Consider the following 25,486-nt stretch of genomic DNA (forward strand, 5'->3'; position numbering starts at 1 on the left):
CTAATCTTAATTTACTCTTAAATTTTTGCAAATATATAATAAATTTATCCTTAAGACATCTTAATTCCTAACTTTATTCAAATATTTAAGCAAGTTTTTGCTACTCTCTAACACATTTTCTTTATAATCTCTATCGCAATAATAATTAGTTCCATCTAATACTGGCATAACATCATTATATAATAACAGTTCAGCATTTCCAGTTCCCTTTATTTTATCATGAAAATCGCTCGCAGATTTCTCACCTTCACCGACTCCTCCAATAACCCACTTTTTTATATATTGATTTGTAGATACTATTTGTTCTCCAAGCTTATTTGTATTTAAATTTAAATGAAGAGGAGTTTTTATTATATATATATTAAATCCTCTTTGTGCAACTTCTGACATAACAGGAATATAAGATTTCTCATCTATATTATTTTGTGGATAGAATATATACCCTACCATAGCCTCTCTTTCTTTTGGCTTTACTAATATACTGTTTTTAAAATTACTAACAGTTACTAATCTGTTATCCACAAATCCTGCTATACTTTCCATACTGGCCTGTGAATAATTTTGTTTAGAATAAATAAATATCCCTAAAAACAAAATGACAATAATACTTGTAAGTATCATAGGAAAAACTTTTTTCATTATTTTCACCCCTATCTTATTAAGTATTATTGCCAAAAACCCTTATATTTTTTCTACTTTTTTTATTTCTATTCTGCTAGATTTAATTATAAACTCCATATTAAAGCTTTCTTCATCCTTATAGTAAGCCTTGACTTTTACTTTATAATCATCTAAATTTCTATAATCATTTATTTTTTCTATATTAATTAATTCAACGTCCTTTTTTGAAAACCTTCTTCTATTTTTTGTTTCATAATATATAGCTCTATCGATGTATGGTAGCAAAAGCGTTATTATAACTTGCCCCCCATACCCATCTTCTATACTTTCACATTCTAATTCATTTTTTAAATCATCATCTATATCTTTTTTAGCCTCATCTATATAGTCATTTTTCATATAATCTTTAATTATTCCCCAACATTCTATTTTATTGAATTCTTCTTCTTTTGAATTAAAGTACACTACAATTGGAGATTCATCTAATATATTATGTTTATAAAAAAATATTTTATCGCCGTAAACAATACTTTCTATGGCTAATTTAAGTTCTTTTCTAAATATTTGATCCCGTTTTCTTATATCAAGTCCATTCAATGGCCCATCAACATGCAAATCAATTTTTAGAATATATTTGTTCCCCATCTTTGACCATTCTGCTAATACTTCATCTCTAGTAGATGTAATCTTATTATATGCAAATTTTAGTCCTATATCTAAATACAAATCACCCGTTTCATCTGAGTGAGTAAGAGTATAACACCTTGGGATTATAGGTTCTTCTTTAGTAAGCCCTTTCATAAAGGTTACATTAAGTTTATCTTTCATAAAATTACTCATATTACTTATCACCTTCTCTATTTAAATATCTTACTTAAAATATATGTCACTCTATTTTTTTTAGTTCTTTTAAATTTTTACAATTTATAATATACTTTTTTTATATGATTTATTTAAAACTTAGAGAGGATTGGTATTATGTTAAGAACAATACTTTTCTATCCTGGAATAATTCTCAGTTTAATTATTGCACCTATTGGATTAATTAAGATAAAGTATTTAGAAAGTAAAGGAAAAGATGCAGAGAGAACTACTGCAATTTATAAACTAACTCACAGGTGGGCAAAGTACATTATGTTGATTAGTGGTGCTAAACTGAAAGTATACGGCAGAGAAAACATTCCTAAAGATGAAGCGGTATTATTTGTCTCAGATCATCAAAGTAATTTTGATATACCATTAATAATGAGTACAATTGATGTACCTAAGGGATTTATTGCAAAAAAAGAATTAGAAAAATGGCCTGCAATTAGTATGTGGATGAAATATATTAATTGTGTGTTTATGGACAGAAGCAATATTAGAAAGTCAGCAGAGGCAATTGTACAAGGTATCCAAATTCTTAAGTCAGGATATTCAATGGTTATATTCCCTGAAGGAACTAGAAGTAAAGGTAAACCTGTAGCAGACTTTAAGTCAGGTAGCTTTAAATTGGCCTTAAAGTCAAAGGTTAAAATAGTCCCAGTTACTATAAACGGATCATATAAACTTTTAGAGGCTAACGGAGGTAAAATTAAATCCTCTGATGTTGAAGTTTATATACATGAACCTATAGATGTTACAAATCTTTCAAAGGAAGAAATAGCTGAATTACACAATACGGTTAGAAATATAGTAGTTTCAAAATTACCTAAAGAACAACAATAAAATTTGAAGGGAATATCCCTTCTTTTTTTTGTATAAAAAATTAACAAACTATTATTTTTTAACACTTTGTTAATATTTGATGGTAATATTTTTCATATTTATCCCTTATACTTATGGGTATACTTATGCTTATAATGGAGGTATACAATTTATGAAAAAATTACTTATAGGAATTCTTATTTTAGGAAGCACCTTAGTCGTATCTGGTTGTTCAGATAAATCATCACAAACTAGCACTGCTAATACTCAAACTGAGCAATCAACAGTACAGGATAATTCATCTAGCAATACTGATAGCTCAGATATAAATAAGCAAACTGATACTACTAACGCTAATGATAAAGAAAATACAGATAATTCTACTAATAAAGATTCCGCAAAAACTTCTGAAACCCAAAAAGATTCAGATATAACTAAAGATAAGGAAACTACTGTAAAACCAGCTACTAAACCTACTAAAAAAGAAGCTGAAATTGCTAAAAAAACTAGTACACCTAGCAAAAATGAAGTAGTTAAAGATAGAGTAACACAAAATAAAGATGAATCCTCTAAAGATGCTATGGCAAAATATTATGGAACTTGGCGTATAGAAAAAGTTATTGGCTATACAGCATTAACTACAGCTGATACTAAACCTCTTAATAAGACAATAGTTTTAAGTAAAGATAAATATACTAATAACTCATTTGGATTTACGATAGATGAGCCTAAATATTTGATTGCTAAAGTACCTGCAAAGGCATTCTGCAAGGGATATAAGATGGATTCATTAAAAGGAACTGGATTAAAAGGAGATACAGTTACAGCATTAGATATAACTAGCTCAACTAACCCTAATAGTGACTTTGATGAATTATATATACAAGATGGATATCTTGTGTATCTACAAGATGGTGTATTCTTTAAATGTGTAAAACAATAAGGTCAATTAATTATAATAAATAATAGTATTAAGAGAACTAACTTAATATTTAGTTATAAAAAAAGGAGGAGCTAAGTAGCTCGTCCTTTTTTGTTTTAAGTTTCTATTATTTAGTTACTACTATACTAGCACATTAAACATTTAATCATTATTTTTAATAGCATTTCATTTTATTTAGTTGCTACTATACTAATGCCTTAAGCCATTTTCCTGACTTTAATCTTGCAAACTCAAATACTATCTTAACTATTTCTTCTAAACAAATTAAGAAGTATACAACTGTTACTGGAAGATGTAGTAATGTAGCTCCAATAAATGCTATAGGAACTGCAAAACACCATATAGTTCCTGCTTGTACTAACATTGAATAAGTAGTATCTCCACCACCTCTAAATACTCCGACTATCATTACAACATTAAAGAACCTTATAGGACAGAATAGTGCCATTATATAAAGTACCTTCATAGTGTCACTATAAGTTTGCGCTGTTACATTAAATGGTGCAATTATTACTTTAGCTAAAGCCCATATAGCTATTCCTATAGCTAGTCCTATTATAGGTGAGACTAATCCTATTTTTTTAGAATAATCTATAGCGACCTCTTCTTCATCTGCACCAATTTTATTTCCAACCATAATTGATGCAGCTGTTGCAAGTCCTATACAAAGAACCATAAACATATTATTTAGTGTAGTAGCTATCTGCATAGTTGCAACTGCGCTTGTCCCAATTTGTGCATAAGCAATTGAGAATGCAGTCATTCCAAAAGACCAAATAAGCTCATTCAAGATTGTTGGAGTAGCTGTATTAAAGTATCTTCTAACAAAATTTCTATCAAAATTAATCATTTCTTTTAAGCTTGCTGCTACTCTATTTTTCCTTATATAAATAGCAGATATTATAAATACCATCTCTATTCCACGAGCTATCATAGTTGCAAGCGCCGCTCCGTCTACTCCCATCTTTGGCATTCCTAAGTTTCCAAAAATAAATACCCAATTTAAAAATGCATTACTTAAAACCCCAATTAAACTTGCATACATAGGTATTCTTGGCTGTTCTGTGCTTCTTAAAGCTGAAGAGAATGCCATAGTTAGGTTAGTAAATATATAACTCATTGATACTATCCTAAGATATGATGCACCAAGCTCTATTACCCTTGGATCATTTGATAAAATCCCCATTATTTTATCTGCAAAAAATAAAGCTCCAACTCCAAATATTATTGTTGCTACGAAGCCAACAGATATATCAAGACCTAACATACTCTTTATATTTTTCTCATCTCTCTTGCCCCAATATTGAGCCATAAATACACTAGCACCAGCGTTTATTCCCGTTAATGCTAACATAAAAATAAAGAAATATTGATTAGCTAGTCCAACTGCTGCAATTGCATCTTCCCCGAGCTTTCCAATCATTAAATTATCAACTAAATTTAATGAAGAGGTAATAAAACTCTGCAAAGTTATTGGTAATGCTAGTGTTATCATAGTCTTAATAAACTTTTTATCCTTAAGTATTTCTTTCATATTGCCTCCCTTTCTAAACAAAAAAGAGCACACGGGTAGTCTAGCCGCCCATCTGCTCAAAATTAACTAAATTATTCTATTAACTATGCCATTAATTATTTTCTAATAATTAATAAATTATGTCAATAGTAAATAAAAGATTAATATTTTATTGATTAAATATTACCAATTGTAATTTTATTTATATAATTACTTTTTATATAAAATATGTATTTTTATAGAATTAAGGTTAAAGAAAGTTTATATCAGTTACCAAAGTAACAAGCAAAACTCATTTGTATTATTTTACATATTTTATATTATTTTCATAACACTATTTTACTTAAAATTTATGAAAAAATATGATATTTCCATGATTCTTATACAAATTTATTAGCTCTCTTATACATTTTTTTATTTTCAAATCTAATTTACTTCCTCTACCTCTCTTCCACTTAACTTTTTTTAATTATTGCTGTACAATATATTAGTTGATTTTAATCATTTTTTACAAAAGGTGGTGATTTTATGGTAATGCAAAAGCTTTTAAGCAAGACTAGGCAAGCTATAAATGATTTTCAGTTAATTGAAGATGGAGATAAGATAGCTGTTGGTTTATCTGGAGGTAAAGATAGCCTAACATTATTACACATATTAAAAGCATATCAACGTTTTTCTCCACAAAAATTTGATCTTATTGCTATAACTTTAAATCCAGGAGATGTTGACAATAGCCCATTGCATAAACTTTGCGAGGACTTGTCTGTTGAATTTCATGAGATTCAAACAAATATAACTGAGATTGTATTTGATATTAGAAAAGAGAAAAACCCTTGCTCTTTATGTGCTAATTTAAGACGTGGCGCATTAAATGATAATGCTAGAAAACTCGGATGCAACAAGGTTGCTCTTGGTCATCATAAAGATGATGCTATAGAAACTTTAATGCTTTCAATTAGTTATGAAGGAAGAATTAATTGCTTTTCACCAAAAAGCACAATGGAAAAGTATGATGTAACACTGATAAGGCCAATGGCATACATAGATGAATCTATGATAAGAAAGGCTGTACGCATTTATAATTACCCAGTTATAAAGAACCCTTGCCCTGCTGATGGAAAAACAAAGAGACAAGATATAAAAGAGCTTATACGTAATATGGATAAACAAATACCTGGCTTTAAAAAGAGCTTGTTTGGATGTTTAAATAACTCAGAGCAGTTATTTATATGGGATAAAGACAAAGTTAGGAGGATGTAAACTTGTCTAATTTAATTAACAATAAAGGAAAAGCTATATTCTTTATGATATTAGCTTCTTTCTTTTTTACAACTATGAATATGTTTGGTAAGCTCGCTTCTGGTGTTACCCCTTACCAAAAAACTTTTCTAACAAATGCTGTAGCAACAGTAATTGTTTGTATAATTATTTTTAAGAGAAAGGCATCATTTTTGGGTCATAAAGGCAATAGAAAATATCTATTTTTAAGAGGAATAATGGGTACTATATCTATATGCGCATTTTATTTTTCTTTAGATTATCTATTATTGTCTGATGCAACTATGTTAAATAAATTAAGTCCTTTCTTTGCAATTATTTTTTCATTTCTTTATCTAAAAGAAAAGATTACAGGAAAGCAATTAATATTTTTACTTTTAGCTTTTGGTGGTAGTTTATTTGTAATAAAACCACATTTTGACTCTTCAATAATCCCATCACTTATGGGAATAGTAGCTGCTGCCTGTGCAGGTCTTGCATATACTATGATTAGGGTTATTGGTGATAAGGAGGATTTCTTTACTGTTATACTATCCTTTACAGGAATTGCAACAATAGTTTGCGCTCCATTTATGTTTATTGATACAGATGGCCTTACAACACCTAATATCATATATATGATACTTGCTGGTCTTTGTTTTGTTCTTGGACAAGTATTCTTAACTCTTGCCTATAGAAATGCACCAGCGTCTGAAATATCAATGTTTGATTATGTAGGTCTAATAATAGCTGCAATATATGGATTTATATTATTTAGTGAAATTCCAGATATCTTATCAATAATAGGATACATAGTAATTATATTAGCCTCATTCTTAAACATAATTGTAAAAAATAAAAAAGCTTAAAAATAAAACTCATCATCTATATAGATGATGAGTTTTTATATTTCTCCTAAAAATGTACTTGAACTAATAATAGTGCTCCTGCAAATACAGTTATAATAATCATTAAAGGCATTATAAACCTTAGCCACTTATTATAGGTTACGTCAATCATGGCTAATGTGGCCAGTATAAGCCCCGTTGGTGCTATAAAGGATATTAATCCTTGACCAAATTGGTATGAGCTTACTATTACGTCTCTTGGAAGTCCTACAGTATCTGCAAGTGGTGCCATAATAGGAATAGCTAAAACAGCAAGACCTGAAGATGATGGAATGAAGAATCCTAATATAACAAATATTACAAGCATTAATATTATAAATATTGATCCATTCATGCCCTTAACTGATCCTGAGAAGAAATTAAGTAATGTATCTGAAATTTCTCCATTTTCAAGAATTAAGTTTATGGATCTTGCAACACCAATTACAAGTGCAACTCCAACTAAATCCCCAGCACCAGCTATAAAGTTATTTACAAACTCTTTTTCATTCAAATCTGATATAAATCCAAGTATTATACCGACAACAAGGAATAGTGCAGTCATCTCTGTGAACCACCATCCTCGCATTGAAACACCATATATCATTACAACAAAGGCTAATGCGAATATAATAAGCATTAATTTTAATCTAAATGTAAACTTAGGTACATCCTTTGCTGATTCATGTAGGAATTTACCTTCAATCTCTTGCTTTTGATCGTATATAAGTGATTTACTTGGATCATTCTTTACTTTATTAGCATACTTAACTATATAAACAAGAGTTATTACAGTAGCTATTACTAATCCAACTCCTCTAAATACTAATCCTTCTGTAAAGTTAATACCTGCTGAATTGGATGCTATAACTGATGAAAATGGGTTTACTGTTGAGAACATAGTTCCTATAGATGAACCCATGTATATAGTAGCTATACATACTATAGCATCATATCCTGCCGCCAAGAATATTGGCATTAATATAGGATACAGAGCTATGGTTTCTTCTGCAAGACCAAAAGTTGTTCCTCCAAGTGCTATTAAAATATTTAATAATATAATTAGTAAATATTCTTTACCCTTAGTAGCTTTTGAAAGACTTGCAATACCTGCATTAAATGCTCCTGTTGTATTTAAAACACCTATTACCCCACCTATTATTAGAATAAACATTATTATATCTATTGTGTCATATGTACCTTGTATTGGGGCTTCTATTATTTCAGCTATACCTTGAGGCTTCTGCTCAACTTTTTCATATGTATCTGGAATAGCTATAGGCTTATTTATACTCTCATCAACGAACTTATCTAAGCCAATCTTTATTCCGAGCTTATTTAGAGTATCTTGAGTCGCTGGCTCAGTACTTGTTTCTCCATGAGGTGTGGTTATTGTAAAGTTATTATCATCTTTATTATAACTTAGCTTTGCATATGCACCAGCTGGAACTATGTAAGTTAATACAGCTGATAATATTAAAACAATAAACAAAACTGTAAAGGCTGTTGGAAAGCTTAATTTTTTCTTTTTCTTCATCAATACTCCTCCTTAGTTTTTATAAAAATTAATATATATATGTAATTGTTACAATTATAGCAAAATATATTAAATAAACCATGAACACGAAAAAGAATTTACTTGAATTTTTATTCATTAAGATTATAATAATAAAAAAGAATTGAAGGGAGTGATATCATTATGAAAAATATAGTTTTAGCCGGTGGATGTTTCTGGGGAGTAGAAGAATTTCTATCAAGAATTAAAGGTGTTACTGAAACAGAAGTAGGTTATGCAAATGGCAGAACAGAAAACCCAACTTATGATGATGTATGCTATAAAAATACTTATTTTGCTGAAGTATGTAAAGTTACATATGATGAAAGTATATTATCCTTAAAAGAATTATTAAATGAGTTTTTTAAAATAATAGATCCAACTGTTCTTAATAGGCAAGGAAACGATGTAGGAAGCCAATATAGAACAGGTATATATTATTTAGATTCCTCTGATATACCTACAATCGAATCTGTAATAAATGAAGAGCAACAAAAATATAGCAAAAAAATCATCACAGAGGTTAAACCATTACAAAACTACTATAAAGCTGAAGAGTATCACCAAAAATATCTTAAGAAAAATCCTAATGGATACTGTCATATAAAATTAGATTAACCTAACTTTATATATAATAATTTAATTTTCATATATTATATAAATACCTAGTATAGATAATAACTATTATCTGTATTAGGTATTTATTTTATAACTTTTTTTATTTATTTTATACTGTAAATCTATGGTATACTTGTATAAGTTAATTGAAATATAAATTTTTTATACATTATAAAGGAGCTTTTTTATGTACTACGATTACCATATGCATTGTGACTTTTCTGCTGATTCTAAAACACCAATGATAGATATGATAGAAAAATCAGTAGACTTTGGTCTTAAAGAAATTTGTTTTACTGATCATGTTGATTATGACATAATTGGTAATCCAAACGTAAAGGTAGACTATACTAAGTATTTCAATAATTTAGAGTACTATACAAATAAATATAAAGATACAATCTCTATAAAAAAAGGAATCGAAATGGGACTTCAAAATCATATTTTAGATAAATGTTCTAGGGATATTAAATCTCATGAATTTGATTTTGTAATAGCATCAATTCACTCAATAGATAGGCTTGAGCTATTTACTGGAGACTTCCATAAAGGAAAGTCTCAAAAAGAGGCCTATGAAAAGTATTATAAAAGATTATTAAGTATAATTACTAACTATAAAGATTATTCAGTATTAGGACACTTAGATTTAATAAAACGTTATGGAAACTTTGATACTATTTTAGATGACAGTATTTTTAAAGATATATTAGAACAGATTCTCAAGACAGCCATACATGATGGAAAAGGTATAGAGGTTAATACCTCTTGCTTTAGATATAACTTACCTGATTTAACTCCATCTACGTCAATTTTAAGGCTATATAAAGAGCTTGGCGGAGAAATACTAACAATTGGTTCTGATTCACATAATACAAATCAGATTGGTCATAAATTAGATGTTGCATATGATGCAGTTAAAGATATTGGATTTAATTATATATGTAAGTTTGATAAAATGAAACCGGAATTTATTAAGATATAATACTTACTTTTTATATCACTATAGAAATTATTTTCTATAGTGATATTTTTTAATAAATTTTATGGTAAATTTTTACTTCACTTATAAATCTTTTATGTTACATATGTTGCTAAACTATTATTCTCATTCAAAAATTACTATTGTATATTTTTATCCAAACTCGCTTTATATCTACGTTCATCTAGCATATGCAACCTTAAATATATAACTTTTTCTTCAAACAAATTCAAAATATGTAACAAAGCTTTTACTTACCTAATATCCACCGCTGTGATTCTTAATAAACTTCCCTTTTTATTGAAATTTTATCACTTAAAATGCATTTAAATTATTAATATTAAGTTTTTTCATAGCTTTATTTGAATATATTTAGTTTTATACATTTTGCACCTCTAAGTATATAGTATTATCATTAAATCATGGTTACAGAACAAAAGAATATATAAATTTTGTGCCCCCTTTATTAAATATAAATTTATATAGATTTAATCCCTAAAATTACATGCTTAATAAAAAAAGCTGCTTTAAAATTACTTAATAAGTAAATTTAAAACAGCTTTTTTTATTTATTCATTACCTTTTTCATTTCAAGTGGAATATCTATTTCTTTATTAATATCATATGTAAATTCTAATACTTTATTTTTTATATAAAAAAAGACCTAGAAATCCCCCAATTTCTAGATCTTTTATAATGTATAATTTGCCAACTTTTATAGCTTTTTAAGCTAATTTTTCTCCCATCATTACTCCCATAGCTGAAGCCATCATAAGACCTCTAGTCCATCCACTAGAATCTCCTAGACAGTATAACCCATTAATGTTTGTTTTAAAATTCTCGTCTATTATAACTTTATTACTGTAGAATTTAATTTCTGGTCCATATAGCAGTGTTTCTTCACTTGCAAAACCAGGAACTACTACATTTAATGACTCTATAAAGTTTATTATATTAGTCATTGTTCTATATGGTATAGCTGATGTTAAATCTCCTGCTACTGCATCTGGTAATGTATACTTAACATTTGATCTATCAAGCTCTTTTTGCCATGTTCTCTTTCCTGCTAACATATCTCCATATCTTTGAACTAGTATGCTACCATTACCAAGCATATTTACAAGTTCTGCAACCTTTTTACCATACTCTATTGGCTGGTTAAAAGGCTCTTCAAAGTTGTGTGAGCTAAGTATAGCAAGATTTGTATTATTTGATTTCTTATCTTTGTATGAATGCCCATTTACTATCGCCATATTATTATCATAATTCTCTTGTGATACAAAACCTCCAGGGTTTTGGCAGAATGTTCTTACCTTATCCTTAAATGGCGCTGGATATCCTATAAGTTTTGATTCATATAAAACGTTGTTTACACTCTCCATAACTTCGTTTCTAAGCTCAACACGCACCCCAATGTCAACAGTTCCAGCTTTATGTGCTATATCATGATCTATGCACATATCCTTAAGCCAGTCAGCACCCTTTCTTCCTGTTGCAACAACAACTGTGTCTGAGAAGATATCTTCATCTTTAGTTCTAGTTACTGAATCCGTTACCTTAACCCCTTTAATTTTTCCATTTTCTATTATTAAGTCTTTTACTGAAGTATTGAACTTAATTTCTATTCCCTTTTCTAATAAATGTTCTTGAATCTTTAAATAAATTTCTTGTGCTTTTTCTGTTCCTAAATGTCTTATAGGACAATCCACAAGTTTTAAATTTCCTTCAATAGCTTTTCTTCTAATTTCTTTTACTGCTTCAGGATTATCCAATCCTTCTACCCTATTATCTGCCCCAAATTCAAGATATATCTTATCTGTGTAATCTATGTATTTCTGAACTAAATTGCCCCCTATAAGCTCTGGTAAATCTCCTCCAACTTCATAGTTAAGTGATAGTTTTCCATCTGAGAATGCCCCTGCCCCTGAGAATCCTGTAGTTATATGACAATATGGCTTACATGAAACACATTTATTTGTCTTTTCTTTTGGACAACTTCTCTTATCTATACTTCTTCCTGCTTCTATTAATAATACTTTCTTATTTGGCTCTCTTTTATTTAATTCCAAAGCGGTAAATATACCTGCTGGTCCTGCTCCCACTATTATTACTTCATAATTCATAAATAAACATCTCCCTTATCATAAACGAAATAATATTAAGTGATCCTATAGCCAAGAGCTTTTTACGGAAGCTCGGTAGAAACATCTCCCCTTATTAGAGATTTATACAGGTCTTAATGTTCGATTTTTCTGTTTTAATTAACCCTTATATGGAAATTGTAATCTACTCTAGATAAAAAATCAAGACTTTTTACGAATTTTATTTTAATTATATTTATTATTATACGTATATAGCAATTGTGTTTCTTATATTCTTATATAAAAGAACTCTCTATAAAGTTTGGTGTTACTTTATAGAGAGTTCTTTCATTTTTTGAAAACTAATCAAGGAAACCATCTATCATAATGCCTGTTGTAATATCTCCTAATATAAGTCACATTACTGTACATGCAATAAGAGGTCTATGAGTTTGGACGATTACCCTTCTTCGAATTTTTAATATGTAATTTTTCTAATAATGGAATGATATCTTGTTTTGAATCTGATGATATTTTTCTTATTTCTAATTCAATTCCTTTATCATGCAATTTCTTAAATGCTTCTATATCTTGTTCATCTACTGACACTGCATTTGTAATTTGTTTTTTACCATATTTAAATGACATTCCTCCAATATTGACACTCTTAATATCAACACCTTGATCTACCATTCTTAAAACATCTATTGGATTTGTAAAAAGAAATATTACCTTATCATTTGCATATTTAAGATCGTTGTATACTCTTACTGCTTTATCAACGTCAACAACGTGCGCCTTTATTCCTGGAGGTACTACTTGTGTTAATAAAGTCTTTCTTATTTCATCATTTGCAACCTCATCATTACAAACTATTATCCTATTACAACCTGTTTGCTTACTCCAAATTGTAGCTACTTGTCCATGTATTAATCTATCATCTATTCTTGCTAAAACTATTTTCATTATAAGTCATCCTCCTCAGTATACTTCTTATGTCTATATTTTAGTAGCAAAACTCATGCCAAAGTTTATTATAAAACAAAAAAATTGTACAAACTAACTATAGCCTTATAATTTGGCTATAAAAAATTTGTACAAATTTCTCATTGATACGCTTATTTATATTTCTGATACAGTTCTAATACTATCTTAATATACTTCTTATATTTTTTGATACTATAATAATACCATCTCTGTAATGTAATATATTTCGTCTTCACTTATCTCTAAATTTAATGATTCTTTGAATATTAAACAAGCATTTCTAATTTTATTTACTATATTATAATCAAATTTATCTCTATCATCTATATATTTTAATTCATCTTTAAGAAGTACTCTCTCTAATGCACAAGCTGTATGAAGGGCTATTCTAAGTTTCATTGAATTAATAAAGTCTCTCTTCAATTCACCTTCTAACATTTCTATAAACTCTAAAAGAAGATTAATAATTTTATCTGGATTTAAATAAGTAATAGTTTCTTTTAAGCTATCGTAACATAAATTATTTAATACAATATCTTCATGAACACTCTCTTCTATACTAATACTTTCACCTTTAAATATACTTTCTATTATTTTTTCTCCTGTTCCTGATATTAAACTTTCAAGTGATATAAATGGAATATTCATTTTAGGATCAATGACTCCAACCACAGCTAGAACTTTATTATTCTTAGATATATTATTTATTTTATTTTCATGATCCTTTATACCTATTGGGATAACTTCAATCTTTTCCTCAGATATATTATGAACAACATCCTCAACTAATTTCTTTAATTTAATTGCAGCACCTTTACCACTAGAGCATATTGTTACTATTACTCCTTTAGATTCATCATTACTATTTTCCTTAGTATTAACACTGTACCCCTTAAATGATTTTAAATATCTATATAACCCTTCTAAATCAACATCATTTAATGATGACTTTCTTGCAGCTTCTAATACAGTAGGCGTTGATACCATATCTAATGTTCTTATCTTTATACCTGTATTTTGATAAATTATGTTACCAAAGCTATTAAGGGATCCCATATCAACAAGTAACATTACACCCTTTCCTCTATCAATTTCTTTAACTTTTTTAGTAACTAATTCTAATGTTTCCTTAGGGCTTATTTCAAGAGGCATATCAACAGCAAGTATATTTTCATTATCAAATAACTTTATAGCTACATTTACCATACTACTTGCAGTACTACTTCCATGAGATGCAACTACAATACCGATCTTTCCATTAACATCAGTTTCTTCAATTGATGTTAATAGTAAGGTTATATACGTAACCTCTCCATTTGGAATTGTAGCCTTAAAATATTGTGATGCCCTTTGGCATATCTCTTTTGATAATTCATATTCTTCTGGATAATCTGCTATAAGTTCCTCCATCTGTTCATAATCCGGCTCTACATTTTTATCTAATCTATTAAAAAATGCACTCATATGTAGGCTCATAGCATAAATAAATCTTTCATTATATTTTCTTCCAAGCCTCTCTTCAGCTAAATCTTTAATTTGCTCAACAAAAGCTATTATATTTTCATCAACTATTTTTAATAAACCCTGTCTTGAATATTTATCATTTTTTAATTTATCATAGAAGCATCTTATATGAACTGTTATATCAGTTGTAATAAATTTATTTATTGCCTCTTCATCCATACCTTCTTCTCTAAGTACAGAGGCTTTATCCTCTATTATCTTATATAAATTAAATGGTGGCTCATAATTACTATTCTCTTCAAGTTTTATTATATTTTTTTCTGGGTTTATTATAAGTTCTGATGGTATTATATTTAGTATTTCTTCTTTTTCTTTTATTTTAGAGCTTATTCCAATAAGTCCACTTTGTATATTGTTTGGCATCATTTTTAAATTAATATCAATATATCCATCCTCATTTATACTGTTTAGAAATCCTTTAGCACATAAAAGTTGTATATTAGATTTTAATTGTCCTATATTACCAAAAGTTGTACTACCTATAAGAGCCTTTATTCCTTCAACAGATATTTTTATTGGCTTATTTACTCTAACAGCTTCATTATGCAATAAATGCTTTATTATCTCTATCTTATCTCTAACAGATCTCTCCTCAAAACTTGGTATTCTAACTGTCATTGGAATTCTTCTAACGAATGTATTAAGAAGCGTTGATGCTGGATCTTCAGTTGTAGCTCCAATGATTAGTACATTTGCTTTTCTTTTTCTTTCAGTCTCTCCTAGCTTATTATATGTACCTGTATCCATAAAATAAAATACCATTTCTTGTCCCTCAGGAGGTAATCTATGTATTTCATCTAAAAATAGAATTCCACCATCTGCCTTTTGAACTATACCATCCTTTTCAGTATCAGCTCCTGTAAAAGCACCTTTAACATGTCCAAATATATGTGATAATAATAGTTGTGGAGTGTTATAATAATCTGCACAATTGAACACTATAAATGGTGAATCTTCCTTAAATCTACCTATATATTTTGCATAGCTATACATTCTATTTGCAAACAAGCTTTTACCAACTCCCGTTGGTCCTACTATTAATGTATGTAATCCATTTGGAGGATAAATTATAGCAGCCTTTGCTTGCTCAATTTGTGTCTTTAAACTAGTATCGTATCCTATAAGATAATCAAAAGGTGATTTCTTCTCTTCTTCCTCTTTTTGTTTATTAAGTAATGACTTTATATCATCAATCTCTGTAATATCTTCAGAAAGTCTAACATCAAATATTTTTTGAAAGATTTCTCTATCAAAGTATCTAACTGGCCTACATTTAATCTTTATTACTTTTTTATTTCTACAAAGCTCATTTAGCTCCTTACTTACATTATTTCTTAATATATCAAGTTTATCTCCAATATCTTGTGCACTTACTCCTATATTTTCATTAAGGTCATCTTTCTTATATCCCAAACAAACTTCATTTAGGTAACTATAGATCTTTTCTATTCTTTTCAATAATAGTCCCCCTTTCTCTAAATAAAAGTTATACTTAAATAGATTTTAACCCTTGTGCTTAATATCTTTCAATTTATTTGTAAAATATACAAAATATTTTACCTTTTGTCAATATTCTAGACTTATATTATGTAAGGTAATCTATATTAAAAGAAGTACTGCATTAAATACTGCTTCCTTAATATAAATATATTTATCCCTTTATTCTATTAAAATCTTAATACTTTTTCTAATCTTCCTTAATATGTGCATCTTTATGTATATATATTAATTTTCATATTAAATATTTTTATACTAATAATTTTGCAAAGAACATTCCTATAATTACTCCAACAAGACTTAAAATTACATTTAAAAGTAAATTAGACGCCCCTAATATGTATTCTCCTGAGATTAACATACTAACTGTTTCATATGAGAAAGTAGAGAATGTTGTAAGTCCTCCCATCATTCCTGTTGTTAAAAATAGCTTTGTGTTCGGAGATATTAATGCTGTATCTAAGCTAAGCTTCATTACAAATCCTATAATAAGTGCTCCTATTATATTTGCAATTAATGTACCATAGGGAAAGTTTGCTCCAAATAATTTCGATGCATTTATAGATATTAAATATCTAAAGGCCGCTCCTATAAAACCACCACATCCAACTAGTGCTAATAACTCAATATTCTGCATGTCTCACACCTCAAAATTTATTTATTATTCAGTATTATGTACTAAACTATAAGCTAAAAACCTTTTTATATGTCTAAATAAAAAAGCTAATAATACCTACATAAATATACAATTTACTTGTAATATTTTCTGTAGGAGTCATTAGCTTTTAAGCAGTTAAAGGTTAACTCCATAACCTATATATACATATTATTATTTTATATATATTATATTGTTTATTTAATATTATTTCAATTTAAGTTTCTGTTAATTAGATTTTATATATTTTGCAAATACTATATTTATTATAAATTGTATTTAATAATATTTAAAATTGTTATATACATATAGCAAAATACTTACTACTTACATATTAATTATAGTAATAGCACTAACTAAGGAGGAGGATAAAATGAGTATTAAGCCCCTTATTGGTATTTCTGCATCTTTAACTATAGATACTTCTGAAAAGATGGCAGGCCGTAGAATTATTTCTCTAAGTGAAAATTATGTTAATGCCATTTTAAATGCAGGAGGATTTCCTTTCATTTTACCAATTAGTAATGACATTAATGTTATAAAAGAATATGCAAGGCTCTTAGATGGTTTGCTTCTTTCAGGCGGTTATGATGTTGATCCATTAAATTATGATGAGGATCCAAACTATAAATTAGGAAGAATCCTTGATGAGAGAGACGAATTTGAAATTAAACTAATAAATGAATTTGAAAATTTAAATAAACCTATCCTTGGTATTTGCAGAGGAAATCAAATATTAAATGTAGTCCACGGTGGAACAATATATCAGGATATATCCTTAATAAAAGGAAGCTTTATTAAGCATGATCAAGATGCTTTTGAATATGACGGAACCCACAGAATAACTATAGAAGATGGCACTAAATTAAGCAGAATACTTGGTAAAAATTCTTTAGTTAATTCTTATCATCATCAAGCAATAAAAAAGGTTGGAGAAGGATTAAAAATTGCTGCTATATCTAACGATAATGTTATAGAAGCTATAGAAAATACAACTGGTTCATTTAAGCTTGGAGTTCAGTGGCATCCTGAAATGATGTTTTATAAATCCAAAGACATGAGTAATATTTTTAGATATTTCCTCCTTGAGTGCAAAAACATCAAAAATAAATTAATATAATAAATAAAGAGCGGTGTACACTTAATTTTTGCACACTGCCCTTTTTCTATTGAGAAACCACTATAATATACATAAATACTATACTACTTAATCTTCATATTTTTCTCTTTCAATATCATCTAATTTTTCTAAGAGATCTTTTTCTATTTCTTCAATCTCAATATTTATATCAGCTATTCTACTTATACTATCATCTATTTTACAAATTAAATTTTTAACCTCTTCCTCATCCATTGATACACTATTTTTAAATTCATCAACAAACATGGCACCTATTTTTTCATTACTTTTTCTAATTACTATATTTAGGTCATCAATTTCATTCTTTAAGTCTCTTATCTTCATTTTTGTTTCTATTTTTAATGCTGTGCTCTTTGATAGTGATGTTACATTCTTTGTAGCAGTATCAGCTAACTCTTTCATACTATCCAAAAAATTCATATTTACACCCCACTTAAATAAAACTCTACTTTTATTATATAATCGCAATTTCATTTTGCTTATATATTAAGATATAATATTTCTTTTTAATTAATTATGTTAATACTGCTTAGTTATAATTTATGTTAAATTTTAGTACATATTCATATATAAGTCTTTATTAAAGTTTTAAATAAGTTATGATTATTAGAAATAAGTTTATTTATAATTTCCTTTGGAGGTGTACTAATATGCTTAAAAATTACTATTTACTAGAACCAAATAAAAGTTTAAACACAAAATGTGATATTGAAAATTATTGTATGGATTTTTTTCAAAAGCTTAAACACAAAGTTAAAATTCTAGATAAATCTAGTACCTTTAAAATCTACATAAAAGTAGATAATACAAAATATTCAGTACAGCAAAGAGTATTAAATGCTAAATCTTATCAAAGCAAACTACCAATAAGTGATAACTTTACTTCAATAGTTGGAGCACAGCAATTAATAATTGAGAAAATATAAATAAAGAAGTATAAAAAAGATAGCACGTTAAATGTACATGCTATCTTTTAATGTGTGTGGTTATTTATATTAGTTTAGTTAGTTATCTATTTGATTTAATTAGTTATGACTATAGTTCGTAGAACATCTTCATATCATCTTCTACGTTTGTAATTCCTCCGATACCAAAGTTTTCAACTAATACTTTAGCTACATTTGGTGAAAGGAATGCTGGTAATGTTGGTCCTAAGTGTATGTTCTTAACACCTAAGTGTAATAATGATAATAATACTATTACAGCTTTTTGTTCATACCAAGCTATGTTATATGATATTGGTAACTTATTCACATCGTCTAATCCAAATACTTCAGCAAGCTTTAATGCTATTACTACTAATGAATATGAGTCATTACATTGTCCTGCATCTAATACTCTTGGAATTCCGTTTATATCTCCAAGGTCTAATTTATTGTATTTGTATTTAGCACATCCTGCTGTTAATATTACAGCATCCTTTGGTAATTTTTCTGCAAATTCAGTGTAGTAGTTTCTTGATTTAGCTCTACCATCACATCCTGCCATTACGAAGAATCTCTTGATTGCTCCAGTTTTAACAGCATCAACAACTTGATCAGCTAAAGCTAAAACTTGATTATGAGCGAATCCACCAATGATTTCTCCTTTTTCTATTTGAGTTGGAGCTTCACACCTCTTAGCAAGTTCTATGATTTGTGAGAAGTCCTTCTTACCATCTTTATCTGCTTCTATATGAGTACATCCTTCGTATCCAACTGCTCCAGTTGTAAATATTCTACCTCTGTATGAATCTTGAACTGGTGTAATACAGTTAGTTGTCATAAGTATTGGTCCATTGAATGAAGCAAATTCTTTGTTTTGTAACCACCAAGCATTTCCGTAGTTTCCTGCAAAGTGATCATATTTCTTAAATTCTGGATAGTATTGTCCAGCAAGCATTTCACCGTGAGTATAAACATCTACTCCAGTTCCCTTAGTTTGTTCTAATAACATTTCTAAGTCTTTTAAATCATGACCTGAGATTAATATACCAGGGTTGTTTCTAACTCCGATATCAACCTTAGTTATTTCTGGATGTCCATAAGTTCCAGTGTTTGCAGCATCTAATAAAGCCATTCCGTCAACACCAAACTTACCTGCTTCTAAAGCTAACGCTGTTAATTCATCAGCTGTTAATGAATCATTTAAAGTTTGAACTAATGCTCTTGCCATAAATGCATGTATTTCTTCCTTATCGTATCCTAAGTTCATAGCATGCTTCATGTAAGCTGACATACCTTTTAATCCATATATTATAAGTTCTCTTAAGCTTCTTACATCTTCATTTTCTGTAGCAAGTACTCCTACGCTTGAAGCCTTTTCCATCATTTCTTCTTCTGTAGTTGCAGTCCAAGTTGCACATCCGTAGAAGTTATCTCCTACAGGATTTCCTCCAGCAGCTTGTACCTTTTCTTTTAATTCTTCTCTTAACGCTAAAGTTTCTTTAACTCTCTTTTCGATTGCCTTAAAGTCAAAGTTAGCATTTGTTATTGTAATAAATAAATTTTCTGTTATGTATTTATCAACTTTATTGTCGATAACTGCTACTTTTCTTCCTTCGTTTGCTACTGTAGCTAACCCCTTTGTTACGAATACTAAAAGGTCTTGAATTTTTGCTACATCTTCAGTTTTACCACAAACACCTCTTACAGTACAACCCTTACATCCTGCTGTTTCTTGACATTGAAAACAAAACATTGACATTATAATTTCCTCCTCTATTTAACTCTTAATTTTATATTTATATTTAATTTCTAGATGATTCTTATGTTTATTTTTAAATTCTGTAAGCATCTCACTTACAATACTGAGTATACTACTAAGATATAGTTTCTTCTGTAACATTAGTTACACTTTTAAATTTTTTAAAATTTACCTAATAAATTTCATTTAAATAACATATTTTCTATATAATTTCCTTTGGTGTAAAACTGCAGTATCCTATTTCATCACATCTCTTCTTCATGTCATTCCAAAGCTTAGAATCAGTTATGCTATCTATTGCTGTAGGATATAATATTGTATTTTCTTTAAATATATGGTCTCTTAAATTAAATACTAAGTAAGCTGTTAATTCTTCTAATCTTTCTTTAAAGTCATCAAATGGTATATAGTCTACGCAGTTTAATAACTCTTTAATAGCTCTCTTCTTTCCTCTTAAATCATCATGTTCCATTCTCATAATTCTAGTTGGTCCTGTAATACCATCATTCTCTAATTCAATAAATAAAACATCCTCTTCTCTCTTATGGTGAAGCTCAGCATCTAATATATTATCTATAACATCTTTTAGTTCTACTATATAATCTTCATGACCTTTTATAGAATCTAACTTTTGTACTTCACCATTTAACTCTTCTAATCTAGTTAAGAATTCTAATATTTTATCATGTTCAACAATAAGTGTATTAACTACATGTCCAACCTCTAATTTACTTTTTATCTTTTCAAGTTCATCCTTTAAGACTTCCATATGTATATCACATAAATGTCTTAAATCATGAGGATTCATACCCTCATCAATTAAATTTTGCTCTGCTATAGATAGTTCTATAGGATCTATATTTTTAACTATTTCTAAAGCTTCTTTTCTTAATTCGTCTGAAATATTTCCTTTATTTAATTTTCTTAAAACCGCTGTTAATTCATTAATTCTTTCTTGTTTCATTTCATTAGCCTCCCTATTTTAAATAGCTTTATTGCTTTTTCTATATTTATATATCTACTATTAATTACTCTTTAATTTTATATATCTACTATTAGTTACTCTTAAATTATTTTAAATAAGATACTATTTTCTTTATGAATATGGATAAATAAATCTTTTTCTAATGCATCTAACTTTTTATATACTAAGTTAAATGTTGTACAAGCTCCTTCTGGTGTCTTATATCCATTTGTTTCTCTATAAAGATCTTGAAGTATATGTCCTGCCCCTGTATGCTCATTTTCAATTACTCCAACAAACTTCATTATTGAATCTCTTAACTCTTCAGATGGATTTTTAAAATATTCCTTTATCATTGGAAATAATTCTTCCTCTTCTTTAATTAAATGTTCCTCAAGCTCTGTCTTTAACGCTCCAAATAACTTATGAACTGTTTTTAATTCTTCTCCACTATGGTGATAATGTACCTTTAATATCTTTAATAATAATTGGTCTATTTCCATAAGCTCTCTATATGTAAATGCATGATGTGTATCAACTATATTTTCTATTAATTTATTTGGATCTTCTTTTCTCCAATCTATATATGCTTCCTTTGAGTTTAAAAACTCATCATATGCTTTATTTATTTCATTTAAAAATTCTACTACTTCTATATCCTTTTCTAATAATGAACTCTCAAGAGTTCTATCCCCATGACAGCAATAATCAATACCTTCTTTATTAAAAATTCTTGCTGCTCCTGGGAACATAGCCACCACTTCACCTAATTTTTGTTCTCTATTTAATCTATTCATCAAAATCTCTCCTTATCTCTTAAAATATTCGTGCTCTCTTAACTATGACTAGATTTTAATTTAATTCTTAGTTATTTAATATGATTTAAATCAAAATTTTTTATTTTTCAATTTTTTATAAAATAAAAGATATAAAAAAAGAAACTAGATTAATTTAATCTAGTTTCTTTAATACTAATATTTCTAAAAGTAAAAATCTTATTCTGATAAATCTTTTAGTAAATCTATATCTTTTACTATTATTATTTTATTTCCCTTTAAATTTATTATATTTTCACTTTCAAATTTAGAAAGTTTTCTACTTATTGTTTCTCTAGTAACTCCACAATAGTTAGCCATATCTTCTCTGTTTATAGGAAGCTCTATATGTATATTATCATCAACTAGTTTTCCATACTTCTCTGAGAATTCTAAAAGCATACTTGCTACTCTTGCTTCTACATCCTTTGTTGCAAGAACCTTTGCTAAATCCTCTGTTTCTGCAAGCCTATGAGCCAATTCCTTTAATATTTTCATTGATATTCCAGGATTTTGATTTAATATGCCTTCTAAATTAGCTCTTGATAATGTGCATATCTTTGCATTATTTATTGCAGTTGCTGTAAAGCTGCTTTCTATATCATCAAATAAATTTGTTTCACCAAAGAAATCTCCTTTAGTTAGTATATGTAATATTTGTTCTTTTCCATCTCTCGTCATTTTTGAAAGTTTAACTTTTCCTTCTCTTATAAGAAATAAATTATCAGATATCTCGCCCTCTCTACAAAGTACTTCCCCTTTTATATATTCTCTTCTGATTACCATTTTAATTATGTTCTGTAATTCTGAATCTGATAGTGATGAGAATATTGATATATGCTTTGCACATACCGGTTCACCCTGATTGCAGCCATGACAATTACAATTTTTTTTCATTACATACCTCCTAATTAAATTTTCGTCTTTTCTACCTATCTTTTATATAATAACACTCTTATAAAACTTTTAAAAACTAAAACGTATAGTTAATATTAAATTTAACATTATCTACAGTTAATTAAATATTATACTTTCTTTTTATCTCATGTAATTGAGAGTCCTATTAAGCTAAGTGCTATAAATATTGCTATTCTATAGCTCTATTTATTCATTTTGCGGATATCTTATAACTACTTGCAGATACCTTATAACTACTTTAGCTTATTCAATACTTTCAATAAACTTATAACCTAAGATTTACTACTAAAGCATTATTATCATAATTTATTAAAATATATACTAACTAGCGTCAATCTTTACATTTTTCTATTTTTACAAATTATAAGTTTCATATTCTATATTTTTGTTATATCAATAAAGCTACTTTTATTTTAAAAATTATAATTTCTTTATTAAATATAATCTAAATTTTTAAATATATTTTTTAAAATAAAAAAACCAAACCTAATATTTACTTAATATTAGGTTTAGCAATCATATTCTTATTATATTTAATTAGATATATTATATTAATGCTTCTTTTATATTATCTATATCTTCATGACTAATTTCTTGAAATCTATACTTTTGGTTACAGTTAGGATATTTATCCTTATCCACTTCACTTAAAAACATATTTAAAGGCCTAACAAATATACCAAAATCACCATATAAAGCTTTATATACAACTAGCTCTTCCATAGTTTCAGAATGTCTTGCTACATCTATTACTAAATATAATTTTCCTTTAAAGTGCTTAACAACTTTTCCTTTTAAATTTTCTATGGATCTATTCATATGACTTCCTCCTCCTAAAAATAAATGTATTATCTATCAAATACTAAAGATTTAAAAAATGCAAAAAATTCTCTTGCATACATTGATGGTACCAAATACCACTCAGTATTGCTGCTATAAAATTTTATATTTTCATAACCATTTCTCTTAGCAATAATACTACTCCTTAGCGCATGAAAATCTGTAGTAATTACCGTAACATCAGCATTTACTATATCAATTTTCTCTTCATCTTCTACTTTTTCTTTTGTATATTTGAAATTTTGAAATGTATTAGTCGATTTATTTTCTAATATTATTTTATCATTATTTATACCTTCTTTTACTAGGTATCTTCTCATAGCTTCAGCCTCTGTTATGCTTTCTCCTGGTCCTTGACCTCCAGACACTATTATATCTCCTTTAAAGTTAGTCTCATCCATATATTTTATTGCAGCATTAAGTCTATCTCTTAATGTCGTTGTTAAGTTTTCACCTCTTATACCCGCTCCAAGTACTAGTACATAATCACTTTTCTCCACAGATTTTTTAGGATACATAATAATCATTCCCTCTACAACAATAAAAATTATGATTCCTACTATTAACAGTATTCTTAATGGCTTAATGATTTCTTTAAACCATGAAATTTGCATTAGTTTTTTTACAGAAAAATAATACACTATCATAATTAGTCCTACTACTAAATAAAAACTACTAAATGTAGTATATCCAAATACTAAATTTACAAAAGCAAAATATACTAAGCATATAATACCTAATATCAATAATAAAATATTCACATACTCACCCCCTTTTAGAGAATAATACCATAAATTAGCATATAATATAATTTAATTTTTATTCCAAGGAGATAATAAATATGTTTATTAGATTTGAAAATATAACTGATGAAATTACTATAGATGTAAGAACAGTATCTGAGTTTAATAATATGCGATTATTTCAATATAATATTCCAATAATAAATGAAGCTGATCATATAAAAATAAAGTCTTTTTATCCATTAGCTATACCTATAATATTAGTAAGCCTTTATAGAAATAAAAATTATATAAAAAAGCGTTTGATGACCCTATCTAACAACGGAGCTTATCCCATAGTTATAGGTTGCTCTAGAGGGCGATTAAGAAGTCCTATAGTCTTTCTATATGCAAAATTTATAGGCGTAAAAAAATGTAAAATTTTATTTGGCGGAATAAAAATCTTTTTCTTAAATAAAGAAAAAAAGAGATAGTAATTAAACTATCTCTTTTCGTTACTCACCTGGCAACGTCCTACTCTCCCACACAGTCTCCCGTGCAGTACCATTGGCGCTATAGAGCTTAACTTTCCTGTTCG

General features: G+C 28.0%; 24 protein-coding genes, 1 rRNA gene and 2 riboswitches. Of the genes, 9 read left to right on the plus strand and 16 right to left on the minus strand.

Annotation, left to right across the window (positions count from 1 at the left end):
* Nucleotides 1-60 precede the first annotated feature (60 nt).
* Together ACQPUW_RS16050 and ACQPUW_RS16055 are read right to left on the minus strand one after the other, a co-directional pair.
* Complete coding sequence (locus ACQPUW_RS16050) at nt 61-639, minus strand: alpha/beta hydrolase (RefSeq protein ID WP_430838476.1); 579 nt, start codon at nt 637-639, stop codon at nt 61-63.
* A gap of 42 nt (nt 640-681) precedes the next feature.
* The gene (locus tag ACQPUW_RS16055) at nt 682-1,461 is read right to left on the minus strand and encodes a staygreen family protein (RefSeq protein WP_430838477.1); all 780 of its coding nucleotides are present in this window, start codon (nt 1,459-1,461) and stop codon (nt 682-684) included.
* A gap of 138 nt (nt 1,462-1,599) precedes the next feature.
* Between ACQPUW_RS16055 and ACQPUW_RS16060 the strand changes: the two genes are divergently transcribed.
* Both ACQPUW_RS16060 and ACQPUW_RS16065 read left to right on the plus strand, forming a co-directional pair.
* Entirely contained in the window at nt 1,600-2,328 is a 729-nt protein-coding gene (locus ACQPUW_RS16060) for a lysophospholipid acyltransferase family protein (RefSeq protein ID WP_430838478.1), read from the plus strand.
* Nucleotides 2,329-2,479: 151 nt separating this feature from the next.
* Nucleotides 2,480-3,250 (plus strand): hypothetical protein, encoded by a 771-nt coding sequence (locus ACQPUW_RS16065; RefSeq protein ID WP_430838479.1) that lies wholly within the window; start codon nt 2,480-2,482, stop codon nt 3,248-3,250.
* 184 nt (nt 3,251-3,434) lie between these two features.
* Here ACQPUW_RS16065 and ACQPUW_RS16070 read toward each other — a convergent pair whose 3' ends face one another.
* Complete coding sequence (locus ACQPUW_RS16070) at nt 3,435-4,784, minus strand: MATE family efflux transporter (RefSeq protein WP_430838480.1); 1,350 nt, start codon at nt 4,782-4,784, stop codon at nt 3,435-3,437.
* Nucleotides 4,785-5,297: 513 nt separating this feature from the next.
* On the opposite strand from ACQPUW_RS16070, the gene ACQPUW_RS16075 reads away from it, so the two are divergent.
* Entirely contained in the window at nt 5,298-6,023 is a 726-nt protein-coding gene (locus tag ACQPUW_RS16075; protein ID WP_430838500.1) for a tRNA 2-thiocytidine biosynthesis TtcA family protein, read from the plus strand.
* 14 nt (nt 6,024-6,037) lie between these two features.
* Complete coding sequence (locus ACQPUW_RS16080) at nt 6,038-6,889, plus strand: DMT family transporter (RefSeq protein WP_430838501.1); 852 nt, start codon at nt 6,038-6,040, stop codon at nt 6,887-6,889.
* A gap of 46 nt (nt 6,890-6,935) precedes the next feature.
* Here the strand turns inward: ACQPUW_RS16080 and ACQPUW_RS16085 are convergent, their stop codons facing one another.
* A complete protein-coding gene (locus ACQPUW_RS16085) occupies nt 6,936-8,444 on the minus strand; it encodes a YfcC family protein (RefSeq protein ID WP_430838481.1) in 1,509 nt (502 codons plus the stop codon).
* Between the two features lie 162 nt (nt 8,445-8,606).
* On the opposite strand from ACQPUW_RS16085, the gene msrA reads away from it, so the two are divergent.
* On the plus strand, nt 8,607-9,080 hold the full coding sequence (msrA, locus tag ACQPUW_RS16090; RefSeq protein ID WP_430838482.1) for a peptide-methionine (S)-S-oxide reductase MsrA: 474 nt from the start codon (nt 8,607-8,609) through the stop codon (nt 9,078-9,080).
* Between the two features lie 187 nt (nt 9,081-9,267).
* Nucleotides 9,268-10,062: a histidinol-phosphatase HisJ family protein gene (locus ACQPUW_RS16095; protein ID WP_430838483.1), complete on the plus strand. Its 795-nt coding sequence runs from the start codon at nt 9,268-9,270 to the stop codon at nt 10,060-10,062.
* A 722-nt stretch (nt 10,063-10,784) separates the two neighbouring features.
* Here the strand turns inward: ACQPUW_RS16095 and ACQPUW_RS16100 are convergent.
* The 4 genes from ACQPUW_RS16100 to crcB all read right to left on the minus strand — a co-directional run bounded on the left by ACQPUW_RS16100 (nt 10,785) and on the right by crcB (nt 16,785).
* Complete coding sequence (locus tag ACQPUW_RS16100; protein ID WP_430838484.1) at nt 10,785-12,182, minus strand: NAD(P)/FAD-dependent oxidoreductase; 1,398 nt, start codon at nt 12,180-12,182, stop codon at nt 10,785-10,787.
* A 28-nt stretch (nt 12,183-12,210) separates the two neighbouring features.
* Nucleotides 12,211-12,312: riboswitch (purine riboswitch) on the minus strand.
* A 272-nt stretch (nt 12,313-12,584) separates the two neighbouring features.
* Nucleotides 12,585-13,106, minus strand: coding sequence for a mannose/fructose/sorbose PTS transporter subunit IIB (locus ACQPUW_RS16105; protein WP_430838485.1), 522 nt, complete (start codon nt 13,104-13,106; stop codon nt 12,585-12,587).
* A gap of 213 nt (nt 13,107-13,319) precedes the next feature.
* Nucleotides 13,320-16,109: a sigma 54-interacting transcriptional regulator gene (locus tag ACQPUW_RS16110; protein WP_430838486.1), complete on the minus strand. Its 2,790-nt coding sequence runs from the start codon at nt 16,107-16,109 to the stop codon at nt 13,320-13,322.
* A 289-nt stretch (nt 16,110-16,398) separates the two neighbouring features.
* Nucleotides 16,399-16,785: a fluoride efflux transporter CrcB gene (crcB, locus tag ACQPUW_RS16115; protein WP_430838487.1), complete on the minus strand. Its 387-nt coding sequence runs from the start codon at nt 16,783-16,785 to the stop codon at nt 16,399-16,401.
* A 125-nt stretch (nt 16,786-16,910) separates the two neighbouring features.
* A riboswitch (Fluoride riboswitch) is annotated at nt 16,911-16,971 on the minus strand.
* A gap of 205 nt (nt 16,972-17,176) precedes the next feature.
* Between crcB and ACQPUW_RS16120 the strand changes: the two genes are divergently transcribed.
* Nucleotides 17,177-17,923 carry a gamma-glutamyl-gamma-aminobutyrate hydrolase family protein gene (locus tag ACQPUW_RS16120; RefSeq protein ID WP_430838488.1) on the plus strand — a complete coding sequence of 249 codons (747 nt, stop codon included), beginning with the start codon at nt 17,177-17,179 and terminating at the stop codon, nt 17,921-17,923.
* 87 nt (nt 17,924-18,010) lie between these two features.
* Here the strand turns inward: ACQPUW_RS16120 and ACQPUW_RS16125 are convergent, their stop codons facing one another.
* Entirely contained in the window at nt 18,011-18,364 is a 354-nt protein-coding gene (locus ACQPUW_RS16125; RefSeq protein WP_430838489.1) for a hypothetical protein, read from the minus strand.
* Between the two features lie 230 nt (nt 18,365-18,594).
* On the opposite strand from ACQPUW_RS16125, the gene ACQPUW_RS16130 reads away from it, so the two are divergent.
* The gene (locus ACQPUW_RS16130; protein ID WP_430838490.1) at nt 18,595-18,870 is read left to right on the plus strand and encodes a hypothetical protein; all 276 of its coding nucleotides are present in this window, start codon (nt 18,595-18,597) and stop codon (nt 18,868-18,870) included.
* Nucleotides 18,871-18,979: 109 nt separating this feature from the next.
* Here ACQPUW_RS16130 and hcp read toward each other — a convergent pair whose 3' ends face one another.
* The 6 genes from hcp to ACQPUW_RS16160 all read right to left on the minus strand — a co-directional run bounded on the left by hcp (nt 18,980) and on the right by ACQPUW_RS16160 (nt 24,927).
* Complete coding sequence (hcp, locus tag ACQPUW_RS16135; protein ID WP_430838491.1) at nt 18,980-20,629, minus strand: hydroxylamine reductase; 1,650 nt, start codon at nt 20,627-20,629, stop codon at nt 18,980-18,982.
* A 202-nt stretch (nt 20,630-20,831) separates the two neighbouring features.
* Nucleotides 20,832-21,593: a DUF438 domain-containing protein gene (locus ACQPUW_RS16140; protein ID WP_430838492.1), complete on the minus strand. Its 762-nt coding sequence runs from the start codon at nt 21,591-21,593 to the stop codon at nt 20,832-20,834.
* 101 nt (nt 21,594-21,694) lie between these two features.
* Nucleotides 21,695-22,393, minus strand: coding sequence for an iron-sulfur cluster repair di-iron protein (gene ric, locus ACQPUW_RS16145; protein WP_430838493.1), 699 nt, complete (start codon nt 22,391-22,393; stop codon nt 21,695-21,697).
* A gap of 195 nt (nt 22,394-22,588) precedes the next feature.
* Nucleotides 22,589-23,305 (minus strand): Crp/Fnr family transcriptional regulator, encoded by a 717-nt coding sequence (locus tag ACQPUW_RS16150; RefSeq protein ID WP_430838494.1) that lies wholly within the window; start codon nt 23,303-23,305, stop codon nt 22,589-22,591.
* Between the two features lie 567 nt (nt 23,306-23,872).
* Entirely contained in the window at nt 23,873-24,145 is a 273-nt protein-coding gene (locus tag ACQPUW_RS16155; RefSeq protein ID WP_430838495.1) for a DUF1653 domain-containing protein, read from the minus strand.
* Nucleotides 24,146-24,174: 29 nt separating this feature from the next.
* On the minus strand, nt 24,175-24,927 hold the full coding sequence (locus ACQPUW_RS16160) for a YdcF family protein (RefSeq protein WP_430838496.1): 753 nt from the start codon (nt 24,925-24,927) through the stop codon (nt 24,175-24,177).
* Nucleotides 24,928-25,007: 80 nt separating this feature from the next.
* Between ACQPUW_RS16160 and ACQPUW_RS16165 the strand changes: the two genes are divergently transcribed.
* Nucleotides 25,008-25,382 carry a hypothetical protein gene (locus ACQPUW_RS16165; protein ID WP_430838497.1) on the plus strand — a complete coding sequence of 125 codons (375 nt, stop codon included), beginning with the start codon at nt 25,008-25,010 and terminating at the stop codon, nt 25,380-25,382.
* A gap of 27 nt (nt 25,383-25,409) precedes the next feature.
* Here ACQPUW_RS16165 and rrf read toward each other — a convergent pair.
* Nucleotides 25,410-25,486 (minus strand): 5S ribosomal RNA (rrf, locus tag ACQPUW_RS16170); the annotation flags it as partial.

Source organism: Clostridium sardiniense (assembly GCF_050584765.1).
Taxonomy (GTDB): domain Bacteria; phylum Bacillota; class Clostridia; order Clostridiales; family Clostridiaceae; genus Clostridium; species Clostridium sardiniense_A.